The organism is Nostoc sp. C117 (assembly GCF_043099735.1).
GTDB lineage: Bacteria > Cyanobacteriota > Cyanobacteriia > Cyanobacteriales > Nostocaceae > Nostoc.
In genome coordinates, this window is the sequence record NZ_CP170991.1 from 3,249,584 (window position 1) to 3,263,154 (window position 13,571).

At 40.7% G+C, this 13,571-nt stretch carries 14 protein-coding genes and 1 pseudogene; 10 read left to right on the forward strand and 5 right to left on the reverse strand.

Translation table 11 applies throughout. The features are described from left to right. Nucleotides 1-67: 67 nt before the first annotated feature. The 3 genes from cysW to ACFG4S_RS14250 all read right to left on the reverse strand — a co-directional run bounded on the left by cysW (nucleotide 68) and on the right by ACFG4S_RS14250 (nucleotide 3,405). Nucleotides 68-943 carry a sulfate ABC transporter permease subunit CysW gene (gene cysW / locus ACFG4S_RS14240; RefSeq protein WP_392535409.1) on the reverse strand — a complete coding sequence of 292 codons (876 nt, stop codon included), beginning with the start codon at nucleotides 941-943 and terminating at the stop codon, nucleotides 68-70. After that, nucleotides 930-1,787 carry a sulfate ABC transporter permease subunit CysT gene (cysT, locus tag ACFG4S_RS14245; protein ID WP_392535410.1) on the reverse strand — a complete coding sequence of 286 codons (858 nt, stop codon included), beginning with the start codon at nucleotides 1,785-1,787 and terminating at the stop codon, nucleotides 930-932. Before cysT ends, cysW begins: the two co-directional genes overlap by 14 nt. 445 nt (nucleotides 1,788-2,232) lie before the next feature. Continuing rightward, nucleotides 2,233-3,405: a sulfate ABC transporter substrate-binding protein gene (locus ACFG4S_RS14250; protein WP_392535411.1), complete on the reverse strand. Its 1,173-nt coding sequence runs from the start codon at nucleotides 3,403-3,405 to the stop codon at nucleotides 2,233-2,235. 248 nt (nucleotides 3,406-3,653) lie between these two features. Between ACFG4S_RS14250 and ACFG4S_RS14255 the strand changes: the two genes are divergently transcribed. Beyond that, complete coding sequence (locus tag ACFG4S_RS14255; protein WP_392535412.1) at nucleotides 3,654-4,346, forward strand: gamma-glutamylcyclotransferase; 693 nt, start codon at nucleotides 3,654-3,656, stop codon at nucleotides 4,344-4,346. Here ACFG4S_RS14255 and ACFG4S_RS14260 read toward each other — a convergent pair. Beyond that, complete coding sequence (locus tag ACFG4S_RS14260; RefSeq protein WP_392535413.1) at nucleotides 4,343-5,122, reverse strand: class II glutamine amidotransferase; 780 nt, start codon at nucleotides 5,120-5,122, stop codon at nucleotides 4,343-4,345. The genes ACFG4S_RS14255 and ACFG4S_RS14260 overlap by 4 nt on opposite strands. A 125-nt stretch (nucleotides 5,123-5,247) precedes the next feature. Beyond that, nucleotides 5,248-5,547 carry a putative quinol monooxygenase gene (locus tag ACFG4S_RS14265; protein ID WP_392535414.1) on the reverse strand — a complete coding sequence of 100 codons (300 nt, stop codon included), beginning with the start codon at nucleotides 5,545-5,547 and terminating at the stop codon, nucleotides 5,248-5,250. 459 nt (nucleotides 5,548-6,006) lie between these two features. Here ACFG4S_RS14265 and ACFG4S_RS14270 point away from each other — a divergent pair, with 459 nt between their 5' ends. From ACFG4S_RS14270 to ACFG4S_RS14310, 9 genes and pseudogenes are all read left to right on the forward strand, one after another. Beyond that, on the forward strand, nucleotides 6,007-6,492 hold the full coding sequence (locus ACFG4S_RS14270; protein ID WP_392535415.1) for a glutathione peroxidase: 486 nt from the start codon (nucleotides 6,007-6,009) through the stop codon (nucleotides 6,490-6,492). 135 nt (nucleotides 6,493-6,627) lie between these two features. Beyond that, the gene (locus ACFG4S_RS14275; RefSeq protein ID WP_392535416.1) at nucleotides 6,628-7,452 is read left to right on the forward strand and encodes an SDR family oxidoreductase; all 825 of its coding nucleotides are present in this window, start codon (nucleotides 6,628-6,630) and stop codon (nucleotides 7,450-7,452) included. Nucleotides 7,453-7,473: 21 nt separating this feature from the next. Further along, nucleotides 7,474-8,403, forward strand: a complete 930-nt coding sequence (locus tag ACFG4S_RS14280) for an alpha/beta fold hydrolase (protein WP_392535417.1) — start codon at nucleotides 7,474-7,476, stop codon at nucleotides 8,401-8,403. Nucleotides 8,404-8,480: 77 nt separating this feature from the next. Beyond that, nucleotides 8,481-9,218 (forward strand): glutathione peroxidase, encoded by a 738-nt coding sequence (locus ACFG4S_RS14285; RefSeq protein ID WP_392535418.1) that lies wholly within the window; start codon nucleotides 8,481-8,483, stop codon nucleotides 9,216-9,218. Between the two features lie 43 nt (nucleotides 9,219-9,261). Continuing rightward, nucleotides 9,262-9,899 (forward strand): annotated as a pseudogene (locus ACFG4S_RS14290) (hypothetical protein); the annotation flags it as partial. A gap of 63 nt (nucleotides 9,900-9,962) precedes the next feature. Then, nucleotides 9,963-10,730 carry a phosphatase PAP2 family protein gene (locus ACFG4S_RS14295; protein ID WP_392535419.1) on the forward strand — a complete coding sequence of 256 codons (768 nt, stop codon included), beginning with the start codon at nucleotides 9,963-9,965 and terminating at the stop codon, nucleotides 10,728-10,730. A 339-nt stretch (nucleotides 10,731-11,069) separates the two neighbouring features. Then, nucleotides 11,070-11,906: a sulfite exporter TauE/SafE family protein gene (locus tag ACFG4S_RS14300; RefSeq protein WP_392535420.1), complete on the forward strand. Its 837-nt coding sequence runs from the start codon at nucleotides 11,070-11,072 to the stop codon at nucleotides 11,904-11,906. Between the two features lies 1 nt (nucleotide 11,907). Beyond that, nucleotides 11,908-12,465: a DUF1634 domain-containing protein gene (locus ACFG4S_RS14305; RefSeq protein ID WP_392535421.1), complete on the forward strand. Its 558-nt coding sequence runs from the start codon at nucleotides 11,908-11,910 to the stop codon at nucleotides 12,463-12,465. 167 nt (nucleotides 12,466-12,632) lie between these two features. Then, on the forward strand, nucleotides 12,633-13,433 hold the full coding sequence (locus ACFG4S_RS14310; RefSeq protein WP_392535976.1) for an RMD1 family protein: 801 nt from the start codon (nucleotides 12,633-12,635) through the stop codon (nucleotides 13,431-13,433). Nucleotides 13,434-13,571: the final 138 nt, after the last annotated feature.

The following is a 13,571-nucleotide window of genomic DNA, read 5'->3' on the forward strand; positions in this document are numbered from 1 at the left end:
GGGGATAAAGGAGATGAGGGAGAAATAACCAATGCTCAATGCCCAATGTCCCATGCCCCAAATTTAACTATTCAACATCTTTGATGCGGGTTTTGCGTTCTAAAATCTCTTTCAGCACTAAGGTGACTACTGCTAGCAACGCTAACAGTACAGCGGCAGAAAAGGCAGCTTCGGTTTCATACTGTTTGTAAGCATCTTCTACAAACAGTGGTAGGCTCTGGGTTTGGTCAGCAATGTTGCCTGATACCACTGAAACTGCGCCGAATTCACCCATTGCTCTGGCGTTGGTCAAAATTAAACCGTAGAGTAAACCCCAACGAATACTGGGTAAGGTAACGCGCCAAAATATTTGCCAATCTTTTGCACCTAGAGTTCTAGCTGCTTCTTCTTGATCCTTGCCGAATTCCTCTAAAACGGGAATCACTTCCCGCGCCACAAAGGGCATACTCACGAAGGCTGTAGCCAGCACCATACCGGGAAAGGCAAAGACAATCTTGATATCATGTGCTTGGAGCCAAGGGCCAAACCACCCATTGCGTCCGTAAAGTAGGACAATCATTAATCCTGCGACTACGGGTGAGATGGAAAAGGGTAGATCAATAATGCTCAAAACTACGGCGCGTCCGGGAAATTTATGACGAGCGATCGCCCACGCTGCACATAAACCAAATACTGTATTTACAGGTAAAGAAATCACGGCCAATAACAGTGTCAACCAAGCTGCATGGAGAAAGGCTGGTCGCGTTAGGTTGGACAAAAATGGCCCAACTCCCTTGCTGAAAGCTTGGAAAAAAACGTTAATTGCTGGGATATATTGAACTAAGGCTAAATAGGCGATCGCTATACTAATTAAAACTATTGGCACCCAGTTGTTCTGCTCTTTAGGCTTGGTTATATCAGATACAGATGCAGATGAGTGAAAACTTGGTTTATCTAGTGTCATATCGCCTTGCCCATGCTTGTAAGAAATTAATTGCTAATAGCAGTACCAAGGAAATTGATAGTAAAACTATGCCAATTACTGTTGCACCAGAATAGTCATACTGCTCTAATCGTTGGAAAATCAGCACTGGTGCGATTAAATCTTGGAAGGGTGTATTAGAAGAAATAATCACAGTTGAACCATATTCCCCAACTGCACGGGAGAAACCCAAGGCAACACCAGTCAAAATTGTCGGAAATAAAGGCGGTAAAATCACTTTCCAGAAAGTCTGCCATTGAGAAGCACCCAAGCACCAAGAGGCTTCTTCAATTTCATGTTCCATTTCTTGAAGCACAGGTTGCACAGTTCTCACAATAAAAGGTAGTGAGATAAATATCATTGCTACTGCTACTCCCGTGCGGGTAAAAGATACCTTAATTCCTAGTGGTGCTAGTAGCGAACCGATCCAGCCATTATCACTGTAAACTGTTGCCAGGGTTAGCCCTGCTACCGATGTTGGTAGTGCAAAGGGTAAATCCACTGTGGCGTCAATCAAGCGTTTTAAGGGAAAGTCGTAGCGAACCAGAACCCAAGCAATCAAAGTTCCAAATACGCCATTAAGTAAGGCTGCAAATATTGCTGTAAAAAAAGTGACGTTATATGTTGCTAATGCGATGTCACTGGTGGCGATCGCCCAAAATCTTGCAGGAGGTTCGGTACTCGCTTTCAAGAACATGGCAGTTATGGGGATAAATAACATCACCGTCAGGTATGCAATGGTGATTCGCCAAGTCCAAGGAACCCGCCCCAATTTTTTCCAGAATGGCGTTTTCCGTTCAATTTCCCCAGAAGGAGATAGAGTCATGTGGCTTCGCTCCGAATTCAAAAATCAAAGAATCAAAAAACTTTTTTGTCAGCTATGGTTGTTATTTTTCCACTGACTGAAAAGGAGCGTAGGGAATTCCTAGTCTGTCCCATTAATTTTGAGGGTTAAGAGAATGAACCGCAAAGGGCGCAAAGGAAGAAAAATTAAGAATGAGTTCACCCCTGGTAACTAATGGGACAGACCAGTAGTAGTTTGTCAAGTTTAAATTTATGGGTAAGCAAGTTCGTAGTAAGGACTTTAGTCCTTATTTTCTAAGCACTAAAGTGCTTACTACAAACCCTCAAAACTAACTTAACAAAGTAGTAGGCAGACAAGAGGACAAGAAAGCAAGGAGATAAGGAAATAAACAAAACTCCTAACTCAGCACGGACTAAACCTTAGCTATCCGCTAACAGAAATGTTTTGCCCAATTCCCCATAACTAATTACTTTTTCTTGGCTTGAATCTGGTCAAAAATAGCTCCATCTGCGAAGAATTTCTTATTGATTCCATCCCAACCGCCGAAGTCTGCAACTGTACCCAGAGTTTTCACCTTAGGAAATTTGTCTGCAACTTCTTTACTGAGAGTCAAAGTATCATCCACCGGTCGGAATCCTAATTTTGCAAACTCCTGTTGAGCTTCTGGAGTATATAGATATTTGACAAAACCTTCGGCAACTTCACGCGTGCCGTGCTTATCCACATTTTTGTCTACCACTGCGATGGGATTATCGATGGAGATATTAACATCAGGGATAATCGCAGTTAACTTTTCACCCTTTTGTTCTGCCAAGATAATCTCATTTTCATAGTTAATCAAGGCATCACCTTGACCCTGCTTGAAAAAAGCATCAGTAGCTTCACGTGCATCTTTGGTCAACAAAGGTACGTTTTTGTAGACTTTGGTCACAAACTCAGTGGCTTTAGCATCATCTCCACCAGTTTTAATGACTGAATTCCAAAGAGCTAAGAAATTCCAGCGAGCAACTCCTGATGTTTTCGGATCGGCAGTAATTAGTTTTATACCGTCTTTAGATAAATCTTCCCAGTTTTTGATATTTTTCGGATTTCCGGGACGGGTAACTAATGCTGCCACCGATTTGGAGACAATACCATTGTTGGGAACTTCTTTCTCCCATCCTGGCTGGATTAATCCAGCCTTTTCAATCTTTGAGGTGTCTCCAGCTAGTGCCAAGTGAACAACATCTGCTTCCAAACCATCGATAACGGCGCGAGTTTGGGAACCAGAGCCGCCATAGCTTTGCTTGAAGGTGACAGTTTGATTATGATCTTTCTTCCACTGTTCGACAAACTTGGGAATGATTGCTTCGTGAGCCGCTTTCGTAACCGCAAAGGAAACCAGAGTTAGTTCAACGTTATCTTTGCTTGCAGCCACAGTAGTAGCATTAGGGGTTTCAGAGGAAGAACTACTTCCAGTTCCTCCACCAGAACAGGCGGCAAGCGCCACACTCAATACAGTACCTACCAAAAAGAGTGATACAAAGCCTTTGAGCGAATTTAGTCTGAACCGATATGTTGTATGTTCAGCGTAGATGCGAAGCAGCTTGTCGTAAGACATCGCTTGTAATCTTTTCAGTGGGCGTTGCCACAAACTCATTCTCTTTCCTCCGCTAAATCTACACTTACTAGATCGTAATACAGTAATAACTGTATTATGGTACTAGATTTTTGTGGGTATCTGGTTACAAATACACAAAAACCTCATATTCTCTATCGAGAATATGGTGATTTTATCAGTTCTATGGATAATTACAAATACCTGAGTTTGAAATATTAAATTGTGATGAGAATGAGCTAGCTAAATATCAAGCAATTTGCTATTAAATAACTAAAATAATCTGCATTATGTCACTTAGTCGTAGCGACCTCGAAGCCGGAAACGAACAGACGAGACTATTAGAAGCATCACACTCTGGAATCAAGCTAACTACACTGAGTGAAGATGAGTTACAGCGATCGCTTCAGCAAACACTACAACAGCAACCAGCAAATTCTGATATCTGGATATTTGCCTACGGTTCGCTAATTTGGAATCCCTTAATCACATACATTGAGCGCCGTACTGGGATTATTTATGGTTGGCATCGCCGCTTCTGTACATGGATGATCCTTGGTCACGGGACTCCAGAGAATCCGGGATTACTCTTAGGACTCGATCGCGGCGGTAGTTGTCGTGGCGTTATTTATCGAATTGCTGCTGCCGATGTGCCAAAAGAATTACTGCTAATTTGGCGACGGGAGATGATAGCTGGTGTTTACCTTGCTCGTTGGGTAAGGGTTTTTGATGGGACAGAGGAATTCAAAGCGATCGCCTTTGTTGCCAATCGTCAACATCCCAGGTACGCTCATCAAATACCATTAACAACCACCGTTAATAGTATTGCCACGGCATCGGGAAAATTGGGTTCCTGTGCTGATTATCTAATGAGAACTGTCGAGGGATTGATGGCAGAAGGCATTAAAGATAAAAAATTGCTCTTATTACGCAAACAAGTCCTAGCAAAACAACAAGCGCTTTTAGTTAGTAGCGGTTCTTAACTAAGGGGATATTTCCGAGGTAAACCATCCTGAAATACTAGCAATTCGCCTGGTTGGATTTGTGTCCAAACTTCATTGTCAGTCAGGGGGGTAGTAGCAATAACGGCAACGCGATCGCGTTCAGTAGTTACCTCCCGAAAATCTACAGTCATGTCTTGATCGATCAAGTGAGCAGCAGTAAAGGGTGCTTGGCGGACAATGTAGCTTAGTTTGGTTGAGCAATAAGCAAAAAAGTGTTCTCCATCGGATAATAAGTAATTAAATATACCCAGTTTGGCAATTACAGCAGTAATTTCTTGCAGCACTGAGTATAGTTCCTTGATATCAGGCTCACCTTCAGGAAAGTGCGATCGCAATGTTTCTAGGATCGTGCAGAATGCTTTTTCGCTATCGGTGTCACCTACGGCTTGATAAAAGCCCATATTTTCGGGATGAAAATTGGGTAAATTACCGTTGTGGGCAAATACCCAATACTTACCCCACAATTCTCTGCGGAAAGGATGGCAGTTTTCTAGGGCAACTTCACCCTGAGTAGCTTTACGGATATGGGCGATGACATGGGTTGAGTGGATAGGATAACTCCGCACGAACTCGGCTACCGGAGAAGCAACAGAAGGTTGGGCATCTAAAAACATCCGACATCCCTTTCCTTCAAAGAAAGCAATGCCCCAACCATCGCTATGATGATCCGTTTTTCCTCCCCGTGCAGAAAACCCTTCAAAAGAAAAGCAAATATCCGTTGGGACATTGCAGTTCATTCCGAGTAATTGGCACATAGGTCTTGCAGCTTTGAATTTTCGACTAAGGGTTCAGAATCAAGATACTTCAGAATGCTGCATTGATTCTGGAGCGATCGCTTCAATCTCAGAATTTAGCTCCAACAAAAGCTGTAATTATGCCACTATGCCAAAAGATGGTAACGGCGGATATCTGGCGTCGCAGCTAGCAAAGCTTCGAGTTTGGCTGCTCCGGCTTGGAAATGGGGTGAATTCAGGTGAGTATTCAGGGCTTCATCAGAAGTCCACTCTTCTAAAAAAGTAAAGTCTGTTGGGTCCTGCTGATTTTGTAAAAGTTCATACTTGATTGCACCTGGTTCTTGTCTGGTTGGCTCAATGAGTTCCAACAACACAGCTTTTAGTTCCTCTACTTTGTTAGGTAAAGCAATCATCCGAGCAACAACGCGAATAGTGTGGTTTGTCATTTGTCGTTTATCATTTGTGATAATTTGAGAATTGCCATAGCTCACCTGATATTTTTGATGACAGGTTAAGCTGATGCGCGTCTAAAGTATATAAACACTCTTGATGGTCGTTGACTGTTGACTGTTGACGGGTTTTCAGTCATCAGTCATTAGGTAAATGTACAAATTAAATGTGTAACAGCTTATCACAAGTGTAGTCACAGGCGATCGCTATCTTCATCAGTCAGTTACACTAGCCCAGCCATACCTTAGCCAAGATGTCAGATAAAACAAAACATCTTTCCTCACTCCCCACCCTCACCTATCAGAACTAATGGGTTGAAGCTGACACCGGGACAAGGAGAATTTTAAACCGTGCAAAATTAATGCGACAGACCAATAGTTTCCTTCAACAAACAGGGTTTAAAGTACCTGTAATATGGGAGACTTGGCAATATTCCCTATAAATTCAGATTCAAGATGAGTAACGCAATTTCTGATATTGTGGTCAAAACCATCAACGGCCAAGATAAGCAATTCAACGACTACGCAGGAAAAGTACTTTTAATCGTCAATGTCGCTTCCTACTGCGGTTATACTTCCCAATACGATGGACTAGAAAAGTTAAACCAAAAGTACAAAGAAGCAGGGTTACGTATTTTGGGGTTCCCATGTAACGATTTTGGAGCGCAGGAACCAGGAAGCAATGAAGAGATTGTAAAATTTTGTACAAATCAATATCATGTTACTTTTGAACTATTCGATAAAGTTCATGCCAAAGGCTCACAGCAGCATCCACTTTATGAGCGATTGACCAAAGCTCTGGAGCCAACTGAGCCTGTTGCTTGGAACTTTGAAAAATTTTTAGTTAATAAGCAAGGCGAAGTGGTAGCTCGATTTAATAGTAGTGTTCACCCATCTTCACCAGAGCTAATTACTACAATTGAGAATGAATTAGCAAAATAGTCATTTGTATTATTGGCTATTGACAACGCCAATTTGAGATTTTTAATTTGGGGGAAGGCTAGATCTCAGACTTTCTGCTGAATTCCCCTGATTGAATTCTGAATTCTTATTTAATTTATTTGCGTCTACTTTGCCATGAACGTTGCAATCATTGGTTGTGGTTATGTTGGTTATCAAGTTGCTCAATATTGGCAGCAAAATATGAATTTTGTTGTCAGTGCAACCACAACTTCTCCTGAACGTGTTCCTGCACTACAACCAGTAGCCCAAAGAGTTGTAGTTACGAAAGGTAACAACTTCGATAGTCTAAAATCAGTTTTACAAAATCAGGATGTTGTACTTTTGAGTGTTGGTGCAAAAGATGCAGAGGTTTATGAAGAAACTTATCTGCAAACTGCTAATACTTTAGTTTCAGTCTTGCGACATATTCCCAGTGTTAAGCAACTAATATACACAGGAAGTTATGCAGTGTATGGTGACAGAAATGGTGTTTGGGTAGATGAAGAAACACCCGTTGCACCTGCTAATTTAAATGCACAAATTCTCTGCAAAACTGAGGATGTGTTATTATCAGCATCTAGTGAAAATCTCCGTGTTTGTATTTTCCGTTTAGGAGGAATTTATGGGTATGGCAGAGAACTAGTGAAAATATTTGGTAGATATTCTGGTGCTACTCGTCCTGGTAATGGCGAGGATATTACGAATTGGATTCACTCGGATGATATTGTTGGGGCGATCGAATTTGCTCGTAACCGTCGCTTGCAAGGCATTTATAATTTAGTAGATGACGCACATCTCACTAGTCGAGACTTACTCGATGGCTTATTTGCCAAACATAATTTACCTAAAGTTATATGGGATACCTCTACCAGCAGTAACCGCCCATATAATGCCTGGGTATCTAATGAAAAGCTCAAAGAAGCTGGATATGAGTTGATTCATCCACAGATGATTTTTTAGGAAGTATTCAAACTAGGAATTATGCAACCATCTGCTGTAGCTAACACAAACGATTTGACAGCATCTCCTAGCCAGTTTTACACTTGGCATAATTATCGTTGCGCCTATGAAGTCCATGAACCAATTAATACAATATCTGAGGGTATTCCCTTACTATTAATTCATCCGATTGGTGTTGGATTATCGCGGCAATTTTGGCAGCGATTCCAGCGCGAGTGGTATAATTCAGGTCAGCGTAATTTGATTTACAATCCCGATTTACTAGGATGTGGTGAAAGTGATATGCCTCATGTGGCTTATACTCCTAGCGATTGGGCAGAACAGTTGCAATACTTTTTACAAACAGTAGTGCAGAAACCTGTTATTGTAGTTGTACAAGGTGCTTTATTACCTGTTGCGATCGAATTAGTCCAAAAGGAATCAAATTTAATTGCTGGACTAGTTCTTTGTGGACCACCAGCTTGGGCTGTAATTACGAAGAAATCTCCAGAATTGCAGCAAAAAATTCTTTGGAATTTGTTAGATTCGCCTTTTGGGAGTGGTTTTTATCGTTATGCACGCACGCCAAAGTTTTTACGTTCTTTCTCAATTCGTCAACTCTTCGATTCAGAGAATACTGTCGATACAGAGTGGTTAAATACCTTGGTTACAGGTGCAAAAAATCCCGCTAGTCGCCATGCAGTGTTTTCTTTTTTAGCAGGATTTTGGCGACAAGATTATAGTAGCTCAATGGCTTCGATTCAGCAATCGACGCTAGTAGTTGTAGGAGAAACCGCATCAAGTATTAGCCAAGAAGGTAAAAAAGAAACGCCAGATGAACGCTTGGCTGATTACCTCGCTTGTCTACCTCAAGGTAGAGGGATAAAAGTCAATGGGCGCAATGTTTTACCATATGAATCAACCGCTGAATTTGTAGCAGCGATCGCTCCATTTATCAATGAAGTTTCTTAGCTAATTGACAGTTAGATGAAACCACTAATCCGATCGTAGGATATTAGTGGTATTGATTACTAAAGGCAAGCAAAATAATGTTCCCCAATCGCCGAGGACAAAGAGTACCCAATGTCACTTTTCATACTCGTAAAAATGACCAGTGGGTGGATGTAACAACCGATGAGTTATTTGCTAATAAAACAGTAGTTGTTTTCTCCTTACCAGGTGCTTATACTCCTACTTGTTCATCAACTCATCTACCTGGTTACAACGAGTTAGCTAACGTTTTCCAAGAAAATGGTGTCGATGACATTATTTGTATTTCTGTCAATGACGCTTTTGTGATGAATGAATGGGCAAAGGATCAAGAAGCAGAAAATGTTACACTAATTCCCGATGGTAATGGTGAATTTACTGAAGGCATGGGAATGCTGGTAGATAAATCAGACTTGGGATTTGGTAAGCGATCGTGGCGTTATTCTATGCTGGTAAGAGATGGCGTCATTAACCAGATGTTTATTGAACCAGATGAGCCAGGAGATCCCTTTAAAGTGTCTGATGCTGAAACAATGCTCAGATATATCAATCCCCAAGCCATCAAACCCGAATTAGTCTCTTTGTTTGCAAAAGTAGGTTGTCCCTTCTGTGCTGCTGCTAAGGCGATGCTCAAGGAACATGGGATGAACTACGAAGAAATTACCTTAGGAAAAGATATCACCACACGCTCTTTACAAGCAGTTACAGGTGCCTCAACAGTTCCCCAAGTATTTATCAATGGTAAATTAATTGGTGGATCGGAAGCGCTAACAGCGTACTTCGCTTCTGCTAAGTAGGTTTCATTAAGGTAGCACTATGTGCTACCTTAGCACCTAACTTAATATTAATAATGAACTAGTTGCAAAACCACAAAGTACTATTTTTCTAGCCTTTATTAAAAATGAAAATCAATTTAGAGAAATTGACCAAGGATATCAAAAAGCATCATTTTGGTATCCAAGTATCCAGCTTGGTTTTCAGTCTCTCTTTCTTCTACCATTGATTATCATTGCTTTATCAGTTTATAAATTTGCCCAAGGAAGACAATATGGACTGATCTCGCTCATTAGCTGGCATTTCCTAGTTATATTCTTTATCCCACTGTTCGTTAAAATCTTTGAATTTCTGCAAATCGACGCAATATTTCAATTTATATTTGATGTAATTAGTTCTCTTTTTGGTGGGTTGCTTTTCTTAATCAATTATGTTTATATCTTGCTAATTCCGCTTGTTCGTTTTGGAATTATCAAGTTTTTTCAAAAATTTGTTTTTAATGCTAAAGTTCAAGCAGCTAACAGAGTTGAAAAATCACTCTGTCTCAATTCTGCGAAAAAATTCGACGTCACGATCCCTACTGTCCCCACTGCGGTTATTATCAATATTTGGAATCTGAAAACTGTCATAATCTTACCTATAAACATTTGCCGTACTGTAAACAGTGTGGAACTTTTCAAGATTATAGTAAAAGTATTAACTAGTGGCAGATGACATTTAATACTTGATTCAATAAAGTATTTAGGAGTCAGGAGTCGGGAATCAGAATGCAAAGTGTTAAAAAAGTCAATAAAGAAAGTCGATCGCTGTTTTCTTTTTTGAAAGATTTATTGATTGTACGTTGGCGATCGCTCTTACTCCTCTTAATCGGGGTATATTTACCTTTGCAGGTCTTTAAAACCCTAGCAGTGAAGGTATGGGAAAATACAGATGGCTTTCCGTGGGATGTACCGATTCTGTTAGCCGTTCATTCTACAGAAAACCCACAATTGGATGTTTTAGCAGTAATGCTGGCTAGAATTGGTTCGCCTTGGACAGGAGTAGCGATCGCATCTGCCATCATACTAATATTAGTATTTCAAAAGCGCTGGCGATCGCTAGCTTACGTAATCACCATTTCAATTGGAAGTGTCATCATCAGTTGCACAGGTAAGGAATTCATGCATCGAGTGCGTCCTCATCTGTGGGAGTCTATTAGACCTGAATTGAGTTTTTCATTTCCTAGCGGTCATGCTATGGCAAGTGTAACATTGGTAGCAATTGTATTAATTCTAAGTTGGGCTAACCCCTGGCGTTGGTTGGTTTTCATCTTCGGTAGCTTATATATTATGGCTATTGGTTGGTGTCGTCTCTATTTAGGAGTTCACTTTCCCAGCGACATTCTCGCAGGTTGGATGGTTACATTAGCTTGGACAATTGGCGTCAATTTAATTATCAAACCGTATTTAACTACAGCCAAAACTGTAGACGAAGAACCCGCCAAAGATGAAACCACTTTACTTCCCGAAGAAGTAAAGTTGATAACTGAAGATTAAACTACCAAAAAGTCACTAAGCTATTACGCCTTTTAATTGCAGTCTGACTAGTGTTGGCGCATTATCTATGTTCGGAAGAGGCTGTCATTAGTCAATGGTCTTTTGGTGTAGTCACCGTGACACCAAGACCAAAAATACTGCAATATGTTAAGTCCCTTAGCTGAGCAAAAATAGATTTTTGGGTTTTCGACAAAATACTTAACAGTTATTAGTGAAAACTGATAACTACTTCAACTTTATTGATACCTGTCAACAGTAAAAAACTTGTCATTTAAGTTTCAAAGAATACAAAATATATTTTGGCATCTTGGTATACATTTAAAAAAAGAGGTATGAAATTTGTCGATTTTAGAATTTTCTTTACTAGTTTGGCTTGGTTCATTTAGCGCTGGCTTTTTAGGGGCGTTAACTGGTCTAGGGGGTGGAGTCGTAATTGTTCCTTTATTAACTTCTGTATTTGGCGTCGATATTCGATATGCTGTTGGGGCTTCGCTAGTATCTGTAATTGCGACTTCTTTGGGTGCAGCATCTACTTATATAAAAAAAGGCTATACTAATTTACGCTTGGGAATGTTTTTAGAAGTAGCAACAACTATTGGAGCGATCGCAGGAGCAATCATTGCTACTTTTGTGTCTGTGAAAGCCCTAACTGTTGTATTAGCGATCGTCCTGATTTATTCAGCATATCTTTCACAAAAACCGAGAATAGAAAATACTGAAGATGAATCGGCAGATCCCCTAGCAAACTATCTAAAACTAAATAATAGTTATCCAACTCCTGATGGAGTGATGTCTTATCAAGTTCATTCAGTACCAATGGGATTTAGCATGATGATCCTAGCTGGTGTACTTTCTGGATTGCTTGGTATTGGTTCGGGAGGATTTAAGGTGTTGGCAATGGATCAAGCTATGCGTCTACCCTTCAAAGTTTCCACCACCACTAGCAATTTTATGATTGGTGTAACAGCAGCAGCATCAGTCGGAGTTTATTTAGCACGGGGCTACATCGATCCGGGACTATCTATGCCCGTAATGTTGGGAGTATTACCTGGTGCTTTCTTGGGCGCACGAGTCCTTACAGGAAGTAATACGCAAATCTTGAGAATTATTTTCAGTGTTGTGATGGTGGTAATGGCTTTGAAAATGGTCTACAACAGTCTAATAGGGGGGCTGTAAAATGTATAAATTTAATCCTGACTTTCACTGGGGATCGTCGGCAAAGCCAGATAGTGAAGTGGTTACACTAACCTTACCGCAGGAAAATCAAGACTCTAATATCAAACAATTAGAAAAACAGCGCGTTAGCACAGTAGGACAATTTACTAACAGTTCTGAGATTGATGCTAATAATAACCTGACAAAAACATCAAGTGAGCAGCAATTAGAATATTTGCTCAGTAACCTTCTAAAATATGGCGTTTTGATGGCTAGTGCTGTGGTGTTGCTGGGTGGTATACTTTATCTGGTTCATCATGGCGGTGAACCTGCTGAATATAACTATTTTCAGGGAGAACCATCACAATTTTGTTCCCCAGTAGGTGTAGTCAAAGCAGTTTTATCAGGTAGCGATCGCGGTATTATTCAACTGGGACTATTATTCTTAATCGCTACTCCCATTGTGCGCGTGATCGTTTCTCTATTCGCGTTTTTACTACAACGAGAATTTATTTATGTGATTGTTACTTTATTAGTACTAGCTAGTTTGACTTACAGCCTTGTAGGAGCGTATTATTAATTTTATTTTCCCAGATGACAATAATTCATAGTTAATTTGGAAGTCCCTGGTAGCAGTGCTAGATGGATTTATTGGTAAGCTGAGATTGTAGCGATATCTGAGAACAGACATAAGTGGCGATCGCAACTCAGGCAGTTCAACAGGCAGAAAATAGCTTCCGGGCGACAATGCAAAAACTTCTTTTTCATGACAGAGATAGATTTAGAGCCCAGGCTTTATTTCTTGGTGAGGATATTAACTTAAAGACCTTGGAGGATGACGTTTGCTTGGCGACTATGCCATTAATGGTTTCAGTGGGTGAATACGCCTGTGCAGTACTGTTTGACTATGGTGCAGTTGTCCTGTTTAACCTGGAGTCTGTAGAAAAGGTAGCTTTTTTGACTAAACTATCCTCTCGAGTTCGTGGCTCTTTTGCCAACCCAGAAACAGAAGAGGTGGAAGTTCATCTCAACTTTGGGGAGAGTGAACGAGCTAAAGAAGGAAAAATTTTGCTCCATGAATTTAGTGTAGAACGCTTACAGATAGTAGCTGATATTCTTGCCAAGAGTGTTGTGCTATCTCATTATGAAACCAGCCTAGCGACTGTATTCGATCAAATTGAACCGTTTGCAGCTAGTCTCCAGCGTGAAAACAGGGGAAGACGCCAGAGCCGGGAATTACTGCGTCAACTTGGGACTACGCTGTTAGTTCAACATAAGATTGTGGGTCGAGTAGAAATCATCGATAAACCGGAGTTGCTCTGGGAGTCTCCACAGCTAGAAAACTTATATCTGCGCTTGGAAGATGAATACGAAATCCGGGAGCGTCACAATGCCTTGGAACGGAAACTAGAGCTAATTACTCAAACCGCACAAACAGTTCTAGAGTTTATGCAACATAGCAGTAGCCAGCGAGTAGAGTGGTATGTAGTAATTCTGATTGTCGTAGAGATTCTGATCTCACTGTACGACATCATTTTTAAAGGCTAAGGCTAAATTTGGAGATTCTAACAATTACTGCCTGTTTGAATCAATTGCAGGACGAGTGGTATTTCTGCTTATAGGATTTCACCAAATTATTGATACAAATCAATATTCTTGCTCCCCCTGCCTCCCCTGCAAGAATCT

Excerpts from the sequence above, each read along its gene's own strand:
- ACFG4S_RS14295 (WP_392535419.1), top strand. The coding sequence starts at position 9,963 with ATGCAAAGTGTTAAAAAAGTCAATAAAGAAAGTCGATCGCTGTTTTCT.
- ACFG4S_RS14280 (WP_392535417.1), top strand. The coding sequence starts at position 7,474 with ATGCAACCATCTGCTGTAGCTAACACAAACGATTTGACAGCATCTCCT.
- ACFG4S_RS14310 (WP_392535976.1), top strand. The coding sequence starts at position 12,633 with ATGCAAAAACTTCTTTTTCATGACAGAGATAGATTTAGAGCCCAGGCT.
- cysW (WP_392535409.1), bottom strand. The coding sequence starts at position 943 with ATGACACTAGATAAACCAAGTTTTCACTCATCTGCATCTGTATCTGAT.
- ACFG4S_RS14255 (WP_392535412.1), top strand. The coding sequence starts at position 3,654 with ATGTCACTTAGTCGTAGCGACCTCGAAGCCGGAAACGAACAGACGAGA.
- ACFG4S_RS14265 (WP_392535414.1), bottom strand. The coding sequence starts at position 5,547 with ATGACAAACCACACTATTCGCGTTGTTGCTCGGATGATTGCTTTACCT.
- ACFG4S_RS14275 (WP_392535416.1), top strand. The coding sequence starts at position 6,628 with ATGAACGTTGCAATCATTGGTTGTGGTTATGTTGGTTATCAAGTTGCT.
- cysT (WP_392535410.1), bottom strand. The coding sequence starts at position 1,787 with ATGACTCTATCTCCTTCTGGGGAAATTGAACGGAAAACGCCATTCTGG.
- ACFG4S_RS14285 (WP_392535418.1), top strand. The coding sequence starts at position 8,481 with ATGTTCCCCAATCGCCGAGGACAAAGAGTACCCAATGTCACTTTTCAT.
- ACFG4S_RS14305 (WP_392535421.1), top strand. The coding sequence starts at position 11,908 with ATGTATAAATTTAATCCTGACTTTCACTGGGGATCGTCGGCAAAGCCA.
- ACFG4S_RS14260 (WP_392535413.1), bottom strand. The coding sequence starts at position 5,122 with ATGTGCCAATTACTCGGAATGAACTGCAATGTCCCAACGGATATTTGC.
- ACFG4S_RS14250 (WP_392535411.1), bottom strand. The coding sequence starts at position 3,405 with ATGAGTTTGTGGCAACGCCCACTGAAAAGATTACAAGCGATGTCTTAC.
- ACFG4S_RS14270 (WP_392535415.1), top strand. The coding sequence starts at position 6,007 with ATGAGTAACGCAATTTCTGATATTGTGGTCAAAACCATCAACGGCCAA.